The 21283-nt window shown below is 36.5% G+C and carries 17 protein-coding genes and 1 riboswitch; of the genes, 5 read left to right on the forward strand and 12 right to left on the reverse strand.

The annotated features are described in order from the left end of the window. Positions 1 to 270: 270 nt before the first annotated feature. On the reverse strand, positions 271 to 2331 hold the full coding sequence (locus IGJ32_RS08865; protein ID WP_342081828.1) for a heavy metal translocating P-type ATPase: 2061 nt from the start codon (positions 2329 to 2331) through the stop codon (positions 271 to 273). A gap of 385 nt (positions 2332 to 2716) precedes the next feature. After that, positions 2717 to 3895: a carbohydrate binding domain-containing protein gene (locus tag IGJ32_RS08870; protein ID WP_342081829.1), complete on the reverse strand. Its 1179-nt coding sequence runs from the start codon at positions 3893 to 3895 to the stop codon at positions 2717 to 2719. A gap of 315 nt (positions 3896 to 4210) precedes the next feature. On the opposite strand from IGJ32_RS08870, the gene IGJ32_RS08875 reads away from it, so the two are divergent. Beyond that, positions 4211 to 5680 (forward strand): MarR family transcriptional regulator, encoded by a 1470-nt coding sequence (locus IGJ32_RS08875; protein WP_342081830.1) that lies wholly within the window; start codon positions 4211 to 4213, stop codon positions 5678 to 5680. Between the two features lie 81 nt (positions 5681 to 5761). On the opposite strand, the gene asnS is transcribed toward IGJ32_RS08875, so the two are convergent. From asnS to IGJ32_RS08905, 6 genes are all read right to left on the reverse strand, one after another. After that, complete coding sequence (gene asnS, locus IGJ32_RS08880) at positions 5762 to 7060, reverse strand: asparagine--tRNA ligase (RefSeq protein ID WP_010718497.1); 1299 nt, start codon at positions 7058 to 7060, stop codon at positions 5762 to 5764. A 36-nt stretch (positions 7061 to 7096) separates the two neighbouring features. Then, positions 7097 to 8287: a pyridoxal phosphate-dependent aminotransferase gene (locus tag IGJ32_RS08885; RefSeq protein ID WP_053766602.1), complete on the reverse strand. Its 1191-nt coding sequence runs from the start codon at positions 8285 to 8287 to the stop codon at positions 7097 to 7099. A gap of 19 nt (positions 8288 to 8306) precedes the next feature. Continuing rightward, entirely contained in the window at positions 8307 to 8828 is a 522-nt protein-coding gene (locus tag IGJ32_RS08890) for a DUF5590 domain-containing protein (protein ID WP_373169222.1), read from the reverse strand. Between the two features lie 77 nt (positions 8829 to 8905). Next, positions 8906 to 11686: a helicase C-terminal domain-containing protein gene (locus IGJ32_RS08895; protein WP_342081832.1), complete on the reverse strand. Its 2781-nt coding sequence runs from the start codon at positions 11684 to 11686 to the stop codon at positions 8906 to 8908. 283 nt (positions 11687 to 11969) lie between these two features. Further along, positions 11970 to 12170 carry a cold-shock protein gene (locus tag IGJ32_RS08900; protein WP_005875554.1) on the reverse strand — a complete coding sequence of 67 codons (201 nt, stop codon included), beginning with the start codon at positions 12168 to 12170 and terminating at the stop codon, positions 11970 to 11972. A gap of 446 nt (positions 12171 to 12616) precedes the next feature. Continuing rightward, complete coding sequence (locus IGJ32_RS08905; RefSeq protein WP_010737935.1) at positions 12617 to 13723, reverse strand: hypothetical protein; 1107 nt, start codon at positions 13721 to 13723, stop codon at positions 12617 to 12619. 236 nt (positions 13724 to 13959) lie between these two features. On the opposite strand from IGJ32_RS08905, the gene IGJ32_RS08910 reads away from it, so the two are divergent. The 3 genes from IGJ32_RS08910 to IGJ32_RS08920 all read left to right on the forward strand — a co-directional run bounded on the left by IGJ32_RS08910 (position 13960) and on the right by IGJ32_RS08920 (position 17014). Continuing rightward, positions 13960 to 14082 (forward strand): hypothetical protein, encoded by a 123-nt coding sequence (locus tag IGJ32_RS08910; protein ID WP_010718502.1) that lies wholly within the window; start codon positions 13960 to 13962, stop codon positions 14080 to 14082. Between the two features lie 123 nt (positions 14083 to 14205). After that, positions 14206 to 15513, forward strand: coding sequence for a serine hydrolase (locus tag IGJ32_RS08915; protein ID WP_081128019.1), 1308 nt, complete (start codon positions 14206 to 14208; stop codon positions 15511 to 15513). Positions 15514 to 15814: 301 nt separating this feature from the next. Next, entirely contained in the window at positions 15815 to 17014 is a 1200-nt protein-coding gene (locus IGJ32_RS08920; protein WP_010718504.1) for a YdcF family protein, read from the forward strand. A 62-nt stretch (positions 17015 to 17076) separates the two neighbouring features. On the opposite strand, the gene IGJ32_RS08925 is transcribed toward IGJ32_RS08920, so the two are convergent. The 4 genes from IGJ32_RS08925 to IGJ32_RS08940 form a co-directional block, all read right to left on the reverse strand. After that, positions 17077 to 18369, reverse strand: a complete 1293-nt coding sequence (locus IGJ32_RS08925; protein ID WP_010718505.1) for a voltage-gated chloride channel family protein — start codon at positions 18367 to 18369, stop codon at positions 17077 to 17079. A gap of 48 nt (positions 18370 to 18417) precedes the next feature. Continuing rightward, a riboswitch (Fluoride riboswitch) is annotated at positions 18418 to 18485 on the reverse strand. A gap of 48 nt (positions 18486 to 18533) precedes the next feature. Next, positions 18534 to 19175, reverse strand: coding sequence for a FusB/FusC family EF-G-binding protein (locus IGJ32_RS08930; RefSeq protein ID WP_342081833.1), 642 nt, complete (start codon positions 19173 to 19175; stop codon positions 18534 to 18536). Positions 19176 to 19423: 248 nt separating this feature from the next. Then, complete coding sequence (locus tag IGJ32_RS08935) at positions 19424 to 19927, reverse strand: HD domain-containing protein (protein WP_010737939.1); 504 nt, start codon at positions 19925 to 19927, stop codon at positions 19424 to 19426. Positions 19928 to 20051: 124 nt separating this feature from the next. Further along, a complete protein-coding gene (locus IGJ32_RS08940; RefSeq protein ID WP_034700883.1) occupies positions 20052 to 20816 on the reverse strand; it encodes a TrmH family RNA methyltransferase in 765 nt (254 codons plus the stop codon). 107 nt (positions 20817 to 20923) lie between these two features. Between IGJ32_RS08940 and IGJ32_RS08945 the strand changes: the two genes are divergently transcribed. After that, positions 20924 to 21199, forward strand: coding sequence for an acylphosphatase (locus IGJ32_RS08945; RefSeq protein WP_010718509.1), 276 nt, complete (start codon positions 20924 to 20926; stop codon positions 21197 to 21199). Positions 21200 to 21283 lie beyond the last annotated feature (84 nt).

Here is a 21283-nt window from a genome sequence, read left to right on the forward strand (position 1 = left end):
AAAACAACAATAGGTAGTACAATTCAAAAATCGTCGCTTTTACATAAAAAAAGAAATTCCCCTTTCATCCGAACAGTCATCAAGCTGACGAATAAAGGAAAATTTCTTTTCTATTGATCAATAACAAACAAAATACACCTATAGAACTTCATTTTAAACACGCATATAAATAGTTTGGTTAAAGATTTTCACTTATTTTCTGATAATCCTACTCCGTAGGCAAGAAAAGTTCACTTTAACGATGCTTGTGTTTAGATCAACAGTCGATCTTTAGAGTTTTAAACATCTCATTGCGTTTAAGACTGCTAGTACAGTGACACCTACATCAGCAAATACGGCATCTCCCATTGTGGCAATCCCGAATGCGCCTAAAATTAAGACAACACTTTTGATCCCGATCGCAAAGATAATATTTTGTTTAACGATTTTCAACGTTTTTCTTGATAAGCGAATAGCATCTGCGATTTTTCCAGGTTCATCATTCATGATCACTACATCAGCCGCTTCGATTGCTGCATCACTTCCAAGACCTCCCATCGCTATTCCGACATCAGCTCTAGCTAACACAGGTGCATCATTGATTCCGTCACCAACAAACGCAGTCTTTTGCGATGCGTTCGTGAGGATTTGCTCTAATTTAGCCACTTTGTCTTGCGGTAAGAGCTCGCTATAGACCGTGTCGATTCCTAATTCATTTCCAATATGTGTCGCAATTGCTTGTGCGTCCCCGGTAAGCATCACAGTTTGTTTAACTCCAAGTTTTTTTAGTTTTTGTAAAGCTGCTTTTGCATCTTCTTTGATGGAATCTGCAATCACTATGCTTCCAACATACTGTTGATCAATTGCCACATATACTAAGGTACCAACTGCTTGATTGACTGGAAAGGCTATATTGTATCGAGTGAAAAGTTTATGATTTCCTACTAAGACTACTTTCCCATCCACAACTGCCTTGATTCCTTCGCCTAAAACTTCTTCCATTTGATCCGTGGGTAATAATGCTCCTTCATAATCAGCTAAAATCGCTTGTGCAATCGGATGTGTCGAATATTGTTCTACACTTGCAACATATTGCATGAATAAAGGTTCAACCATAGTAGTTTCAATTGATTGAACAGAAAAATCACCTTTTGTCAGAGTTCCTGTTTTGTCAAAAACCATGGTGTCTGTATGAGCTAATAATTCAAGGTAATTACTACCCTTCACTAATACACCCATTTTACTAGCTCCACCAATCCCTCCAAAAAAGCTTAAAGGTACCGAAATTACTAAAGCACAAGGACACGAAATCACTAAGAACGTCAAAGCTCGGTAAATCCATTCATCAAATCCTGTATTTGGTAACACAAGTGGTGGTAAAATGGCTAATAAAACAGCTAATACTACTACCACTGGCGTGTAGTAACGAGCAAATTTAGTGATGAAATTTTCTGCTGGTGCCTTTTTACTACTTGCATTTTCTACTAATTCGAGCAATTTACTAATGGTTGAGTTTTGATAATTTTTTTCTACTTCAACAACTAATGGTTGATTGATATTGATAAAACCACTTAATACTGACTCTCCTTCAAAAACTTCTTTTGGAACCGATTCTCCCGTTAATGCAGAAGTGTCAACTAATGACTGCCCACTGATGACTTTCCCATCTAATGGTACTCGTTCTCCTGGTTTGACAAAAACATGCTCCCCAATCATTACTCTTTCTGGCTGGGTTGTCACCAATCCAGCTTCTGTTTCAACATGAGCCACTTCTGGTCGAATCTCCATCAATGCACGTATCGATTTTCTTGATTGGTTGACTGCAAAGCCTTGGAAATATTCACCTACTTGATAAAACAACATGACCGCTACTGCCTCTGGATATTCACCAATCAACATCGCACCGATCGTTGCGATTGCCATCAAAAAATTTTCATCAAACAATTGACCTCTCGTAATGTTTAATGCAGCTTGTTTAATAACATCAAAACCAATAAATAAATAGACAAGTAAAAATCCAATAAAACGAATCGGTTCAGCTGGAGCCCAAATAAACAAGCCTAATAAGCCAACAGCTGATAGGACAATACGAATCAGATCCTTTTTTTCTTCATTTAATATCGAAGTCACTTCTTCCATCTCTTTTACCTCAACTTCTGGTTCTAATTCCTTGATCACTTTTCTAGTTTCAGTTTCGATTTCACCTATCTTATCCTGATCTGCGTCAATCGTTAATTTACCTACAGCAAAGTTAACATTTGCTTGCTTTACCCCATTGATTTCGTTGATTCTTTTTTCGATTTTCATTGCACAGTTTGCGCAATCCAATCCTTCTAATCGATAGCTTTTCATGCTCTGACCTCCTCACTTTAAACATGAACGTTTATTCATGTATAATTATATATGAGTGGTCACTCATTTGTCAAACTAATACTTCTTCTATTTTTTATCAATCAAAAAAGCATTACGTTTACAATAAAAAAAGCGACTCATAAAGTGAAAACCATATCATCCATTGTAAGAGTACAGGAGTGTCACAAATAAAAAAGAACTGAACAACGGAATCTACACTTGTCCTTACCCGAACTAATCCATACCTAATAGCTATCTTATCAGCAATAAAAAAAATAAGCATTTCTCCTATTTGATTAAAACTCCCCCACTAGCCAAACGAGTGAGGGAGTTTTTTTATTGTTGTCGTATCTCTTCATCCTAAGCGATATCTATTTTACTGGGATTATTCCACTTCTATAGTCGCTAGTAGTTGTTGGAAACTATTCGTAGTACTTGTTCCTGGTCGATTACCTACTAATTTAACTGAAATGATATCGCCAGCAACCACGCCTTTACTGTAAGTCACCCGAACAGTCTCATTCATTTTTTTGACTGATGAATAGTAAACTTTTCCTTTATAAGTTTCCGCGATATATGCATCATTTTTATAAAGTACGATTCGATTGTCTTGCTCAAATATTTCTCGATCAATATCCATCACTACTTTATTTCCAACTACTTGAATATCTTTCACGATCTGATCATATTCAGTCGCTGCTGATTCCAATTTTTTCTCGACTACATAGGTTTCTAACAATACTTTACCTGCAGAGCTTTGACCAGGTGATCCAGGTGCTAAATAAACTTCAATTTTTTCACCTTTGTTGCCTTCAAACCCACGACGTATCTTTACTAGTTCGTCTGTTATATCTTTATAAGAATAGTATGCTTTACCATTATACGTTTCAAAATAATAGTTACCATCCAAATAAACCATCAGGCGTTGTTTGCTATTAAATTGTTCTGGCGTTAAGTTTAAGTAGATATATGGTTGGTGACTTTCTACTCCAACAGATAACAAAGTATTTTGGGATATGTCATCTTCTGATTGGATATCGATATTTTTAAAAGTTGCCCAACCATTTCCCGTAGAAGAAAAACGGATAATATATGTATTGTCTTTTTCTGGTGTCGTAAAAGTAAACGAATGTCTTTCCCATTGTTCATTATTATGTGCCGATTCTTGTAAAGAAACAAATTCTTCTCCGTGATTCAATGTACCAAACTCGACTTTACCCGGAAAATTTTTACTTCCCGCAGCGTCATAAGAAAATGTGTAGGTCGTGTTGGGTTGTAATTTCACATATTGATGGATATTTTCGCCCAACATTGCTTTCACATAAGAAACCCCATTTTCAGTTACCAGTGTTGGATTGTTCGATTCTGGGTTTGACACGATCCAATGATCCAAACCAGCGCTAAAATCCCCGTTACTGATAATCGAGTCCTCAACCACTTCTTTCAAGTTATCACTGATAGTAATAGCTTCCTTACCTATGGTTGTTGCATGTACGCCTATAGAAGTTCCTAAAGACAGACAGGCAATGCTTGCGACAAACAGCTTGTTCATGTTATTTTTCATTCTATTTTCCCCCACTAATTGATTTCTGCTGTTACGATTAGGTAACGAGACTCATTCTATATTATCTCTGGAGATACTCTTTTATTTGCCTTGAATTTTCATGAACATTTTATTTTAAAGATCCTTTTTTACACAAAAAAAGAAATAAATCGCCAAATCCCCATTTTTCATCTCTCTATTTAGCAATCCTGCTAATGTTTACTAATTTTTTGGAATTGTCCATAATTTTTTTTTCCAAAAAAAGAAATTATCATTGCCGATAGCAGCTATTTCATTAGTACAATCCTTATAACGAGTAAGGAGGTTCCAACCAAGATGAAAGCGATATTATCCAAAAAACATTATATCCAATTAATTATTTTAGAAACATATTTAGCAAATGGACAAGTGACCGTTCAACAACTAGAAGAAACAACCCAAGCAACCAAGCAAACGATTCTTAAACAATTGAATGAGCTGGAAAATCGTGGCTTTTTTCAAGTGGAAAAGAAAAAAGATCATTTATTGCTGAGAAAAAATAAACCAATCAGCTATAGTGAAGTATACAGTTATATTTATCAAGATTCTGTACAGATTCAATTTATTTCTCTGGTTTTTTCTTGTCCGTTTATAACAACTTCGGAAATTTTAAAAAAACTAAAAATCAGTAAATCTCAATTTCGCCGTATCAAAAAACAAGTAGCTGATTTTTTGAACTGCCATGATATTTGTCTGACTGACTCTCCTTTCTACTTTACAGGAGATTCATCTAAACTACATCAGTTTTTTTATGTCTTTTTTTCAGAAAAATATCACGCTAATACTCAATATATTCTTCCGAAAGAACAATTAATTCTTGATCAACTGTTGCAAGGATTTACCGAATTGCCCAACTTCTCTACTTCTCGAGAACAACAACGATTAAGTAGCTGGATCTGGGTGATTATTAAGCTTAGTGTCCATATCCAAAAATCAACGACTTATTATAAATCAGCGGATAAAAATGCAATATCCTCAGCAACTTTACCATTTGATGATTCACGAATCGTCATTGATTATGCACACTTCAAAGAAGTATTCAAGCTTTCATATACGGGTGATGTCCAATCAAATCTCTTAACATTTCAGTCAATGATGAAAGAACCAAAGCTTTCACTAGAAATGCAAGGGAAAAAGCAATCCTTGATTCAGTTGACAACTGAACTCTACCAGCTATTTGGAGAAAATAAAGAAATTGAGCTCCATTATTCGATCGATCAATCACTAACTTTGTCTGGAAAAATCAAATATTTGTTAAATGATCAAAAAAAAAGATTTGTGATTGAATTTTTTAAGCAAAATGGGCGCTTTTCTGCCCATACTGCTAACCGACTGTTACAAAAATTGATCACTTTCAGAAATGAAATAAATGATGATCCTTTATTTTATGAATGGCTCTATCTTACAATTATCTATGATAAACACTTAAAGGAACTTATTAGAAAAAATCAACAGAAGAAAAAAATTGGTCTTGCTTTTACCTACGACCAAGTACATAGTGAATTACTGATTACGCTTCTTAAAACGAAATTGAATGAGTACGCAGTTTTTGAAATCATTGATGTCCAAGATTCTGTAATGAACGATCAAAATGCAGATTCCATCGATTACTGGATTTCTAATATTCCAATAGCTCCTCAGAAAAACTGGCTACTTTTAGACAATTATCCTTCGCTAAAAGAGATTCGTACCTTAGAATTGCTTCTTCAGCAATCAACGATCCAACCATTAATCGAAGCTTTAAAAAAGCCATTACCAACTGACTAAGTTATAAAAAAACTGCAGAAAGTTAACCTCCTAAGAGGCCACTTTCTGCAGTTTTTTGTGGTTGAACCAGCTATTTCATTTTTATGGATAGATACGGTTCAACAAACGTGGGAATGGAATTGCTTCACGCACATGGTCGATACCTGCGATCCAAGTAACTGTTCGCTCTAAGCCCAATCCAAATCCAGAATGTGGCACTGAACCATATTTACGCAAATCAAGATACCAAGAATATTCATTTTCGTCTAAACCATGATTTTTGATCTGTTCTAATAAGAATTCATAATCCGTTGCCCGTTCACTACCACCAATGATCTCACCGTATCCTTCTGGTGCGATCATATCGGCACAGATCACTACATCTTCACGAGTTGGATGTGGTTTCATATAGAAAGGTTTGATTGCTTTTGGATAATTCAAGATAAATACGGGTTGTTCAAATGAATTGGCAATGAATGTCTCATGCGGAGAACCAAAATCATCGCCCCACTCAATATCATCAAACCCATTTTTCTTCAATAATTCAATCGCATCATCATAAGAGATACGTGGGAATGGTAACTTCGTATAAGTTTTCAATACTTCTTTGTCTCGTTCCAAGACATCTAATGCGTAATCACAGTGATCCAATACATTTTGTACTAAGAAAGCAACATATTGTTCTTGGACCTCTAGACTTTCTTCTTGATGTGTAAATGCCATCTCAGGTTCAATCATCCAAAATTCGATCAAATGACGACGTGTTTTTGATTTTTCTGCACGGAATGTTGGACCAAAGGAGAATACTTTACCAAAAGCCATCGCTGCAGCTTCCATATATAATTGACCACTTTGTGATAAGTACGCTTTTTGGTCAAAATAGTTCGTTTCAAATAAGTCAGTCGTTCCTTCTGGTGCAGAACCAGTTAAAATTGGAGGATCGATTTTGACAAAGTTATGGTTATTAAAGAACTCATATGTTGCACGAATAATTTCATTTCTGATTTGCATGATTGCATGTTGTCTGGAAGAACGTAACCATAAATGACGGTGATCCATCAAAAAATCAGTTCCATGTTCTTTAGGTGTGATGGGATAATCATGACTTTCACTGACAACTTCGATTGTCTTAATCCCGATTTCGTAGCCAAATTTTGAACGGCTATCTTCACGGATTTCTCCGGTCAAGATGATTGATGTTTCTTGGTGAAGATTTTTCGCTAATTGAAATACTTCTTCTGGAACTTCACTTTTCACAACTACTCCTTGAAAATAAGCTGTTCCATCTCTTAGTTGTAGAAAAGCAATTTTTCCGCTTGAACGTTTATTTGCTACCCAAGCGCCAATCTTTACTGTTTCTCCTACATGATTTTTCGAATCAATGATTTGAATTGTTTCCACTTATGACTCTCCTTCGCTCTACCTTAATTATTAGGATTATATTTGACTTTTACTCTCAATAAATTGCGCAATACGTCGGACTGCTTCTTCCAAAGTTCCAAGATCCGTTGCATAACTTAATCGCACATTTTCTGGCGCACCAAACCCTTCACCAGTTACTAAAGCAACACCCGTTTCCTCTAATAGATCTTCTACCCACTTCGTGACATTCTCATAACCGCACATAGCCAACGTTTCTTTTACATTCGGAAACAAATAAAAAGCACCTTGTGGTTTATTAAGTGTCACTCCAGGTAAGTTTGAAACAAGTGGATATAAGATATTTAGGCGTTCTTCAAATGCCAGGCGCATTTCTTCCACTGGATCTTGCTCACCAGTCAACGCTTCAATCGCAGCATATTGGCTGACTGCTGTTGAATTACTTGTTGATTGAGAAGCAATTGCAATCATCCCATCGATGATTTCTTGGTTCCCCAAAGCATAGCCGATTCTCCATCCCGTCATTGCATAAGTTTTTGAGACCCCATTGATGATGATCGTTTGCTTACGAATAGCTTCAGAGATTGTTGCAATTGGAGTAAACTCATTGCCATTATAAACTAAACGTCCATAAATATCATCTGCAACTATCAAAATATCATGTTTGACAGCCCACTCTCCGATTGCTTGCAGCTCTTTTTGATCATAGATCATTCCTGTCGGATTCGAAGGAGAATTGATGATCAATGCTTTCGTTTTAGGGGTTCGTGATGCTTCTAGCTGGGAAACAGTTATTTTAAATCCATTGTTTTCCTCGCCTTTAACAAATACTGGTCGACCTTCTGCTAATTTTACTTGCTCTCCATAACTTACCCAATAAGGTACTGGGATGATCACTTCATCTTCAGGATCTAAAATCGTCTGAAAAAGGGCATATAACGCAAATTTTGCACCATCCGTTACAATTGTTTGAGAAGGTTCATAGGTGATCCCATAGTACTCCTTGATATAATCGACAATTGCTTGGCGTAGTTCAGGAATCCCTGCGCTCGGCGTATAGTAACTTGCTTTGCCGTTTCTAATTGCCTGAACCGCCACTTCTTGGATATTTTCGGGCGTTGCAAAGTCAGGTTCTCCGACCGTTAGACTTAAGATATCTTTTCCTTGTGCTTTCAAAGCTTTTGCTTTTGCTGCTGCAGCAAGCGTCACAGAAGGTTCTAATTGTTGTACTCTTTTTGACAGCTTCATCCTACTCATCCTTTACAAATTATATTCCAGTGATAGTTTTTATTTCTTTCCCTGACTCGAAAGAAAGCAAATAATAATTGAATTGATCCTTTGAATTTTTTCCAACAACTTCCCAGACAGCTTGATTATCGTACATTCCTAGTGAAGCTTTTTCGATTTTGATTTCTGGATGAGCTTGAGCAATTTTTTCTTTTGCTTCTTGTTCAGTTATCCCATCTTTTTGAGCTAATACTTTGACCTTTTCGCCCGATTTAGGAATAATGACCGCAATTTCTTGCCCTTTATCGTTTTTACCAGTCAAAGAAAAGTAAGTATGATTCCGAGTAAACCAATAAAAGTGATCTGCTTCTTCAAGTCCTGCGTATTTTTTAGCAATCTCAATTGCTTCTTGTTTGGCTTGCATCCTTGGGCGGCTCGCACGTAAATAAAAAATCGAACTAAATACGATGATCGCTAATAAAGCGATAATCAACCCTAGTAATACATGATTAATTGTTTTTTCTTTCGGAGATTCTTGCTTTTGTTTTGATTGTTTCTTCAAGGATCGTCGCTCCTTTTATATTCGCTAAGTTTTATTATAGCAGATTTTTCATGCGAAAATAGATTGTCTGAAGAAGTTTATTCTTCGTTTTTCTTTAAGAATTTTGGGATATCTTTGCAAATATCGTCCAATGTTTCTTCTTTGATCGTAATATTCTTCGGTAAGGCCTGCAAGATCCGATTACTGTATTTCGCAGACAGTAATCGACGATCCAGAATCAATAAAACGCCTCGATCTTCTTCACCACGAATCAATCTTCCTAAGGCTTGTCTCAATTTTAAAGCAGCTTTAGGGATCGATTCTTGATAGAATGGGTTGATTCCTTCTGATTCAAGGTAGGTATTCCTTGCCTTCACCATCGGTCGTAACGGATTGTCAAAAGGTAAGCGGGTAACCACGACAATCTGTAAAGCATCCCCCGGTAAATCCACACCTTCCCAAAAACTATCAGCTCCAAATAAAACACTCATTTCAGACAGCATGAATCGTTTCAACAATTTCTGTCGGCTACCGCCGATCCCTTGGGCTAAGATTTCCCGTCCTTGCTCTAACATGGATAAATGAATCGTCTGATAAACTTTTTGTAAAATATCATGTGACGTAAACAAAACCAAGATTGGCCGCTTTTCTTGTAAGATCAATTGAGACAACGTCTGAGACAAATAGTCCACGTATTGTTGCTGATCAACTTGACTAATTGACGGTGCTTCTTTGGGTACATAGATACGGGCTTGTTTTTCGTAATCATAAGGAGATGCGATCACTTTCAATGGTGTACCTTCAATTCCTAAACGTTTCGCAAGATACTGGCGATTCGGTCCCACTTTAAGCGTGCCGCCAATATATAAAATATGCGTGTAGCGCGGATACCAAACTGTTCTTTTCAGTGAGGCTGCCTTGAAATCGTGAAGATGAAAAATCGTTTGTTGCGCCGTTTTGTTGGGAACAAACCAATGGATCAAATTTTCATGCCAATCTTCCAGCCACTGTTCCATCAAAGTTGCTTGCTTTTCCATTTGATCGAATAATTGATAAAGAGTGGCTAAATCAATGCGCATTTGTTTCGTCCAGCTTTCTTGAATGATTGTCAAACTTAAGCGCATTTGGTCTTGTAGTTGTTTGATTTCACGATAAAACACATGGAGATGGTCAATTGCAAGGCTCGACTCAAATGGTAACTGCGAAAGCATTTCTTGAGTAATCATCATTTCTTCTGGATACTGACCGTTTGTTTGCTTTGCCGCAAATTGATTCAGTCCTTCTGCCAGAAAAATTTGCGCTTCGTTAAGTGCGTTTAACTCCTCTTGGTAAATCTCTAACCAACGTTGAACTTCGTGGTTTTCTGGTAAATACGCTTTGATCCGGTCAAACAAATGATCCGATTCGTTAAACTGTTGGATTTGTTTGAAAAAATACGCAATACTTAAGCGGCGATCATTGACTTTCTCTGCAATATCAGGCAAATGATGCGCCTCATCGATCAATAAATATGGACTCTCTGGTAACAATGGTCGCTTTCTTTGGGTTTCTTGGACTAAAAAAGCATGATTCACAATCAAAAAATTGCTTTGCTGGATCTTTCTCTCTAAAAAACGAACAAAATCTTGTGCATAAAACGGTTGATTTTTAGCTAAAAATGAAGTCCCCCGATGGGCAATCTCACTAAAGAGAAGATGATTCAAGTTTGTCAAATGCAATTCGTCTAAATCACCGGTTTTCGTTTGAGTCAACCAAACAAGGATTGCCATTTGGTAAAGTAAATATTGTTTTTGTTCTTTTGGCGCTTCAAGGGTCGCTTTGAACCTTTGCAAATCGATATAATGGCGATAACTTTTAATCACTGTTGCTTGAATCGGTTGATCCAACAATTGATTTAACAATGGGATATCTTTCTCCAAGATCTGCTGCTGGAGTACCAGTGAGACAGTACTGATGATCGCCGGCTTTTCAGGAGTGGCTAAATAACTGAGTGGGAGTAGATACCCGATTGTTTTTCCCATTCCAGTAGCGGCTTCAATCATCAAATCTTTGGACTCATCTTTGGTAAAATGGTCGTATACTGCATTCATCAAGCGATTTTGTTCCTTACGATACATCAATGTTTTCCCAAATATTTTTTCTTTAGCTTGTTTCTTTCTAGGATAAACTTGCTCGTTGTAATGAATGCTGGTATAAAGATCTACTTCTTTTTTTTGCAAAGCTAACCCATCGATTATCTCTAATTCTTCGTTTAACGGCTGAGGTTGTTCTCTCATCTCTTCCATCACACTTTGAATAAATCGACTTGTATCCATTCCAGTTTGCCCACTTAATGCATAAATGGCTTCTAATGTGACTAACGGTAAACGGCGCATCCGTTCTTCAATCAATAGAAGAAGTTGGGCAGTCACTTCGGCATCACTATCAGCTTGGTGTGGGTTTTCATGAATAAAGCCTAGACTCTCTGACAGATCAGCCAATCGAAAGCTTGGCTCACTTGGCAAGAAGATTTGAGCTAATTCAACAGTATCGATGCCAGGAATCTTTAATCCCGGTGTTTGGCACCTTAATAGCTCCTGATTAAGAAAGTTATAATCAAAATAAATATTATGAGCAACAAAAATCGTATCCGCCAACAGATTATAGATGGTTGCGGCCACATCTTCAAAATAAGGTGCTTGTTGGACACGACGATTGGTAATTCCTGTCAGATGTTGGATTTGTTTGGAAATCTTGCGTCCGGGATTAATATCAATCGAAAAACGAGAAGTGATTCGACCACCTTCAATCATGACACATCCAAATTGGATAATGCGATCTTCTTTTGGATTTGTCCCAGTCGTTTCAATATCGACAACTGCATAAGTTTTTGATTTCAAATTTACTTCCTCTTCTCTTGCCTTTAAATGTTCTCTTGCGATTATACTACAATCACCAGAAAATTTCTTAATCTCTCTTTCCATTTGTGAAAAAAACCTTTATATTATTGGTTCACTTTCTAAATCATCTGATCACCTTACCTACCGGCTGATTACTCAACTACCTATTGATGCAGAATCAATTCCACTTATCTGAAGAACGTATTTAACTTTGTGATTGATCCAAAACAAAAAAGCTCGACAACTACAAAGTAGTTATCGAGCTTTTATTCAAATCAATTAATTAAGCTTTAACAACGTTAGTTGCTTGAGGGCCACGTTGACCTTCTTCAACGTCAAAGTTTACTGTTTGACCTTCTTCAAGAGTTTTGAATCCGTCGCCTTGGATAGCTGAGAAATGAACGAATACATCGTTACCGTTTTCTGCTGTAATGAATCCAAAACCTTTTTCTGAGTTAAACCATTTTACTGTACCTGTTTCCATAATAAAAATCCTCCTTGTGTTTCAACACATATTTTGCAATTACTTGAATGGTGTATATCTGGAAGATGTTTATTTGAAACATGCCACAGATTACCGAACAAAAACTACACTCTTAATATATCATATCGGTTACAAAATAGCCACTATTTTCCCTTCTTTTTTTCCTTTTCATCTGGTGTTTCCTGACAAAAACGAGAAAAAGAGTGATATCTCTGTATTCCGTCCTAACAAATATGGAATCGTTTCCTTATAATTCAGACTTTCTCTAACGATTTTTTTTGATAAGATTCCCCATAAGAACGATAGTTGATAGTAAAATAACACCGGTTGAATTAATTTTTTCTACTTTTTATTTTTTTACTATAAAAAAAAACTGAGGAAAAAAAATTTCCCCAGTCTTGTTCTATCATTTCTTTATTCAACATTCAAAAACTCATGGCACTCTATTAGTAACGAAGGATTGCTACTAAACTTTTCTCATCTGGTGCCTCTTTTTGTTCAAGAATGACTACTTGTCCTCCGTTCATGATGACATTATCTGCCAATTCATTTAAAACTTGACGGCGATCATACTCTGTTTCTGGATCTTCTCCAAATCCATCCACTAAGTTAGACGTAGCAATAAACAAGTGAGAAATTTTCCCTTCTTTAGCAGCTGGAACGATATCCACTAGTTGATCGATAAATTTTTTATCTAACAAACGATTATACCCTTCTGCTTCTTTCGCAGCTAATTCCTCAGAGAGTTTTTTAGCTCCTGCTTCGATTTCTTTTAACGATAATTGTGCAGGTGAGGCAGAGATCGCCACATCAGAACAATAGTACGGATTTTTAGCAATTTTTTTGAACATCGTTTGGTTTTCCGGTAATGCAAAGAGATAAATTGGGCGTTTTTCAGGATTGTCAAAGGTATCCTTAAGATAATCATCAACTGCTTGATAATAATTGACCCAGTCGATCTCTACTTCCTCATCTTTTGGATTGACACCATGAAACGTAGCTCCCTCACTACCATTTGAAGTATAGTTTAATCCGCCACCTGTTAACTCCGAACCTAAAGCTGTTACTACATCTTTCGGTGCATCTTCCGGTAATTTTACTTCAGTTACCTGCTTATTGTTTACTTCGTACAACTTCATTGAATCACGATTCAATCCTAGTAGATAATAAGCGTAGTTAAAGTGACTATTTTTGATAATCGCTAGAAGATATGGCAGATCACTCACATAATATTGGTCATCTACAGGAATACCTAAGCGATGGATATACGTATGTTCTGGAGATAAGATGACAGCCACGCTTGTTGTAGCGCTTCGCCAAAATGAAGCATCTTCTAACAAACTAGTGATTTTTTCTTGGAACAAGGACCAGTCATGTTCAGCATATTTTTTTTCAAACCGTTTTTTTGCTTCTTTCGCAAAATTTTTGAACTTGATTTGATCTTTTTCTACATCTTGATGTGCGACATGGGTGTTCAACATAATCGTGACGAATGGGCCTGTAGCACCTTCTGAAGTCAGCTGTGACAATAATTCTTTCGCCATTTTTGTCATAATCGTATCCCTCCTAAAAAAAGTCATTCCTTTACTATAAGTAAAGTCTACCACAACAAATTTTTTCGAGATAATAAAACGAATTTTAATAAAACGACTTATTTCTATTTTTGTTTTATTTAATTAATTTCATAATTATTTCATACTTTACTCAATCATTCCTTTCATTTCTTAAAAAGAAATTCAATTCTTTTTGCTACACTAAGAGAAAATAAATGAATGAATGAGGTGATCACATGCACATATTCATGATCTTCAGTTTATTAACCCTAACTGCTGTTACTATTTTTGTTGCTTCTCGATTGAATGAGCCAGAAGTGCAACCGGTAAAAATTCGTAGTAAAGATCAAGAGAAGTAACCACTTTTCTCCTTTTTCTATAAATATCTTTTATTATGTTTTTATCAGAAATATTGAAACTACTCTATCTCTTTGATAAAATTTTAATTTATAGGAAAACTATTAGAAAACAAGGAGAAAAAAATGCCTCAAAAAAAATTACGATTGTTCATGTTATTAACAAGTTTGATCTTGTGCCTCACTGCGATTTTACCAATCACAGCAGTTCACGCTGACGAATCATTCAAAGTCAATGCAAAAGCCGCTTTTGCTGTTGATGCAGAAAGTGGTAAGATCCTTTATGATCAAGATGGAGAAAAACCAATGGGAATTGCTTCAATCACCAAAATAATTGGTCTTTATATCGTTCTTGATCAAGTAAAAGAAGGAAAACTGACTTGGGATGAAAAAGTGCCAATTTCAGATTATGCTGAAAAATTGAGCGTTGTTCCTGACTTGTCAAACGTACCTTTGCACAAAGAGAACAGCTATACGGTCAAAGAACTTTTTGATTCAGCCTTTATTCAATCTGCTAACGCCTCAATGGTAGCTTTAGCCGAAAAAATAGCTGGCAGTGAAACAAAGTTTCTTGAATTGATGAAAAAACAATTAAAAGATTGGGGTATTAACGACGCAACGATTGTGAACGCCTCTGGATTAAATAATTCCTATCTCGGTGAGAATCGTCCTGAAGGTACCTCGGAAACAGAAGAAAACCAAATGTCAGCCAAAGATGTTGCGATTGTTGCCAGACACTTGATCTTAGATTTCCCTGAGGTATTAAAAGTGACAAATACTACTAATGAAACATTCGGCGAAGGGACTCAGTCACCTGTCGAAATGGTGAATTGGAATTGGATGCTTTCTGGGTTTGTTAACTACAAAGAAGGCGTAGATGGTTTAAAAACTGGTACAACTGAATTTGCTGGTGCTTGTTTTGTTGGAACGATCAATAAAGAGGGTAGACGAGTCATTACGGTTGTTTTAAATGCCGATGACCATGCTACAAATCCAAGTGCCCGCTTCAACGAAACCGGACGTTTAATGGATTACTGCTATGATAATTGGTCAATTAAAGAACTTGGAAAGTCCAATGCAAGTATTCCAGATTTAAAAAACTTAGCAGTGAAAGATGGCAAAGAAACTTCAGTAGCTGTTGCCTTAAAAAATCCTGTAAAAGTTTGGGTAAGAAATGGTATGGATACTGGTAAATTAAAAATTACTCCTACCCTTGATAAAAAAGTCGTAACGAATGATCAAGTAGCAGCCCCCGTCAATAAAGGTATGAAGGTAGGGACAGCAACGATTACCTTAGCCGATGATTCACTGGGCTATTTGGAAGACAATAAAGAACCAACCACAGATATTATTACTGCTAAATCAGTTGAAAAAGCAAATATCTTTGTGATTGGTTGGCGACATGTTACTGATTTTTTTAGTAATTTGTTCTAATCCAGCTAAAATACCAACAAGTAGAACGTAGAATTTTAAGTACACCTCTTAAGTCAGAATGTCATTGTCTAACTTAGGAGGTGTACTTTTATCTAACAATCCCTGCTACATGCCTCAAGTTTTCCTTTTTTTAGTTTTTAATTTTTCAGAACAGCTTTTTTCTCTAATTTTAGCTATAATAGTAAAGGTTGTGTCAATTTTATTGATTTTATCTTTCAATCAATCGTTTTTGCGTAAATTGGTATCAACCTAAACAAAACACGTTTTATTTCGTGTTCATTAAACGAAAGGAGTTAATTCTATGAATTTGACAAGAGACCTGACTTTCTTGGTTCTCTATGTTTTAGGGTTTACCGGTATTCTTTATTGGCGCCGTCGTCAAAGTGATCCTGCTCTGTTCTTTTATTGTGGATCTTGGACATTTATGATGATGGTCACTTACTTCATTGTTTTGGAAATTTTTTATTCCACCTTTTACTTTTTGATCCCACTTGTTTTTTTCAGTATTTTTGCATTCTCCTATTTTACTGAAAAACGCAAACTATTGAACGGGGTATTGTTCAATTTCTTTTTAATTAGTTTTGGCGGCTACTTAGTCACCTTGCTGCTTGAAACACAAAATATTTTTATTGGTGGTTTATTTGCAATAATTGCTATCCCCGTTTTGTTGATCTTGTTATTTGGCGTTTACATTTTGATCGTCTTTTTATTTTGGAACGGGTTATTAGTTTTAAAAAGAGAATCTCGCTCATTAGCCAATCTCTTAACTTTATTATTAGCAATCTTTTTGACGTTATATACTATATTTCAAATCTTCTTTATCCAATATTTCCCACAATGGTTCAATGTATTATTCACGGCTGTCCCATTGATTCTGTTTTATCTTTTTGTGGTTTTCTATAACTTTATAACCGTTTCTTTTTTGTATCAGTTCAACCGTCCACGATACAACCAAAATTACATTATCGTTTTAGGGGCTGGTCTACTAAATGGCGAAACGGTATCTCCTCTTTTAGCAAAAAGAATCGACAAAGCGATCGCCTTTTATTGGGCACAAAGTAAAGCAACCTTGAACCCGCCTATTCTATTGATGTCTGGTGGTCAAGGATCAGATGAAAAAGTGCCGGAAGCAATTGCGATGAAGCAATATGCTTTAGCTAAAGGCATTCCTGAGAGAGATATCTTGGTGGAAGCCAATTCAAAGACAACTTTAGAAAATATGCGTTTTTCTAAAGAACTCATGGATCAACAAACTGGTGGGCCATATCGAGCGATTTTCACTTCTAATAATTACCACATCTTCCGTGCAGGTCTTTATGCAAAGCAAGCTGGTTTAAAAGCGGATGGAATCGGAGCGAAAACTGCCTTTTACTACTTGCCGAATGCATTTTTGCGAGAATATATCGCCATCTTGGTTCTGCACAAAAAAAGACACTTGATCGTTGGTGGCTTAATCGTGCTATTTACCGTATTATTCGCAGCTTTGAGCATCTTTATTTAAATAAGGCATTTGGGTGCCCCCCAAATGCCTTTTACTTTTTGTAATCTTTCCTTTTGCAACAACTATTTTCGTGTTTTCGTTCTCCCCTTAGATCGCTCAGACTGTTTCTGACTTCCCATCATTGGCAGGAAAAGAATTCCCTTTTTCACTACTACTTTTTGTGCTGAATAAATTCCACTATTACCAGAACACATGAAGCTCACCAGACAGATCATAAAGAAATAACTGGCTGCTTGTCCACCGAACAATTCGATTCCCATAACAAAACAAGCAATGGGTGTATTTGTTGCTCCTGAAAAGACGCCAATGAATCCCAAGGCTGCTAAAAAAGGAATGGATACATGTAAGATTGGTGCTAGAGCAGCACCTAATGTCGCTCCGATTTCAAATAAAGGAGTTACCTCTCCACCTTGATAACCAGCACCTAAAGACAAGACAGTAAATCCAAGCTTTCCAAGAAAATCATAGAAATGGGCGGTACCATTAAAGGCATCAGTTAACAAAGGCAAACTGAGCCCCAAATATCTTTGGGTTTGCAATAAGAGCGCTGCGATGACGACCACAGCTCCGCCAATAAAATTACGTAGAACTGGACTAGCCATTCTTTTGGCATACCAAGTTTTCAAAAAAACAATCGAACGACTAAATACCCAACCAATAAGACCAAAAGCAATGCCTGCAACGAATAATTTAAAGAAAAGAGATACATCCCAACTTGGAATCGTCCCCATAGGGTAATGGATATGTTTCACCCCAAAGCTTTCAGTCACAAAGTTAGCAAACAGTGCTGCAAAAAAACTTGGAAATAAGGCTTCTGTTCTAACTTTTCCAATTGCTAAAACTTCTAACCCAAATAGTGTTCCAGCCAGAGGCGTACCAAAAACGGAACTAAAACCAGCACTGATCCCGCTGATCACCAATAACTCCCGTTCCACTTTATTTAACCGAAAGAGACGAGCTAAATTTTCTGCTAAAGCGCCTCCCATTTGCACAGCTGTTCCTTCTCGTCCGACAGAACCACCAAATAAATGGGTGGTAATCGTTCCAAATAACGTTAAAGGAATCAGGCGTAAAGGAATTTTTTCTTCCCCACCATTTCCTTGATCAATCACTAAGTTATTTCCTCTACCAGAATTTCCTCCGTACTTACTATATAAAAAAGCAAAAATTCCACCACTTACTGGTAAAAGAAACAACAACCAGGGTGAAGCAAGGCGTATATTAGTAACCCATGTTAAACTATTGAGAAAAAAGGCTGATAAACTCCCCATAAAGATTCCCAATAACAATGTGATTAATAGCCACTTGACCATGTATACGACGACCCTAATTGGATCAGGTAATCGATTTTCCATCTCTTTTCCTCCTCAAAAAAACGCCTACTAAAAAAAGGGGTATCCCGATTCTTAGTAGGCGTCATTAGTTATCTTAAGATTAACGTTTAAAGGCGAACACCATCACCTATTCACTTCATCAATTAAAATAGCATATATTTATGAAAAATACAATGAAATTATCCTTATTTTTTTACAATCTCAGTAAATTCATAAAAAGGAGTCAATTGGACTAAATTGTGGTTACAATGCTCACTATCATGGCAAATATAGTTTCCTTTTTTCGTATAGGTGCCATCTGAATTCGATTTTGTTGTTGCTAAAAAGAGTGACACACTCGAAGTTTTTTTACAAATCGTACAAATCCCTTTCGTAATGGTCGGGGACAAAGTCCCACGAATACCGTTTAACTTCCCTGATTCATCATAATAAACAAGAAATTTTTTCTGGGTACCAGGATCATTCCATCCAATATAGGTGTGTTCTCTTAAATCCAAATGATTCCAATCAGGTTGTTTTAGCTTTTTCACTTTTCGGAATAATTTTTCGATTTGAGCTTTCGAAGGTTGCTCAAAAGGTTGAACTGATTCTTTTAATTCTTCTAATAAGCGTTCAGCAGTTTCTTTGGTCAAAGAAGTATCTAAGATGTTTTCTAAGAAAAGGTTCATCCTTTGTGAGGGTTCTACTAGTTCCTCTATTCTCTCCACAGCTAATGCTTGGACCGTTTCGATCGTTTTAGAATCGTTTACTGAATGATAGACTGATATTAATTGTTCGACTTCTCTTTTAATAAAATAATATTGATAAGGTTTAATTGTTTTTTCCATGACTTTGAGTCCTTTCTTCTTTCAAGTGAATGTACTTTGAAGAAAAGAACTTCAACAAAGTACGTTAGTTAAAGCTTTTCCACTCTTTTAAATAAGATCCATATGGCATCTTATCATCACCCCCTTTAATTTTGTTTCAACAACTTGTTCTTGATACAAAGTAAACAGTAAAAATCATGGTTCGTCAATAAAAAAAAACCTGAGAAATTTTATGAAATTTCTCAGGAAGAATTCTTAATTACATCGTATTAAATCGATTGTTCTTTGCCGAAATATCTTTGCCATTTTTGTTTCATCGAAGCAGTCATTGGCTGCGCTGCTTCTTTCACAGCACAATATTTGTCGACAAACGTCACAATATAGCTTTCTTTATACTTAGGCGGTGCGATCGTAGCGCCCCACATATGTTTTAAGATGATATCACGCTCTAAATCGGATAGGTCAGTAATTTTTTCTGCATTTTTCACTGCGATCCTTGGATGGATATAAGCATGCGTTCCTTCATCAAATTTTGTTGTACGCCAATCATAGTAGAAAAGATCATGCAAAAGACCTGCACGTGCGGTCGCTTTTGCATTACCGCCCCATTTTTTGGCTAATTTATAACTATAGTAAGAAACACTAAGAGAATGCTCTAATCGAGTGGAGTGGACATGTTGTGTATAATTGGCTAATTTCTTCACTGCATCTGTTGCTAATAGATCTTCTACATAAGACATATATTCTTCGTCTTCACGCCATTTTTCTGTCATAATTATTGATCTGCCACCTTTTTTGAATTTCATTTTCCTTTGAAATTGATCCTAGTATACCATTAGTGTTCGGAATATTCTAGTGAGGTTCCATCAAAATGTAGAAAGCTTAATAGTTCCTTAATCATAAAGAGAAATGGTAAAGTACGATGCCTGCTGCCACTCCTACATTTAATGATTCAGCATTTCCGCGAATCGGAATATAGATATTTTTATCCGTCAAGGAAAGAATTTCGGGCCGCACGCCTTGCCCTTCATTCCCCATGACAATTGCATACTTCTCAGGAACAGTTACCTGTTCTAATGAACGAGCATCCTCGTTCAATTCCGTTCCATAGATATTAAAATTGTGTTCCTTTAAAAGCGGGATCATTTGCTCAAGGTCTGTTTGAAGTATTGGTAGATGGTAATTGCTCCCCTGCATACTTCTTAACACTTTTGTACTATAAATGTCAGCTGATCCTTTTCCTAAAACGACACCAGATAGTCCAAAAGCATCTGCCGTACGAATCATTGTTCCAACATTCCCAGGATCTTGGACATTATCTAACAATAACCATCCTCCAGTTAATTCGGGCATGTTTACTTTTTCGTAGAGCATAACGGCTAAGATACCTTGGGGTGTTGGCAAATCTGATACCACAGCCATGACTTCATTCGTTACCAAGGTACAAGGGATGTCTAAATGGTTTTTAAGCCACTCCTCCCACTCTTCTAACCCTTTTTCTGTGATTAAGATTTCTTTTACTTTGGCATGAGAAGCAACTGCCTCTTCAACCAAATGGAATCCTTCGAGTAGATACTCGCCTGTTTCTTCCCGGTATTTTTTCTTATGTAGTTTTTTCAATTCTTTGATTCTTGGATTTTTTGCTGATTGGATTTCTTTCACATTTTTCACCTCACTTAATTATAGCATGAATTCGAACCTTGAACTTGTTACAACATCAAAAAATCGGTATCATTAATTTAAAAAGCAAGGAAAGAAAGGTGGATATGATGAAAAAAATCAAGATGAACGTTCAAGGACGTGTCCAAGGTGTTGGCTTTCGTTATATGACAAAAATCGTTGCCGATCAATTAGGGATCACAGGCACAGTTAAAAACGAAGAAGATGGTTCGGTGACAATCGAAGCATGTGGCGATGAGGAAACGATCAAAAGATTCATTGAAGAAGTAAAGGATTCTCCAAGTCCTAGTGGTCGCGTACAATACGTTGACTTGCAAGATAATCCGATGATGGAAGAACGAAAAAAATTTGATGTGATCGGCTAATTTACTGATTCTGAATGGACGAAACACGCAAAAGGTAGTTCTATTTACACTATGAGAAGGCTCACATGACTTTAAGAAAGTTTG

This window comes from Enterococcus sp. DIV1639a, from assembly GCF_050530445.1.
Lineage (GTDB): Bacteria > Bacillota > Bacilli > Lactobacillales > Enterococcaceae > Enterococcus_B > Enterococcus_B hirae.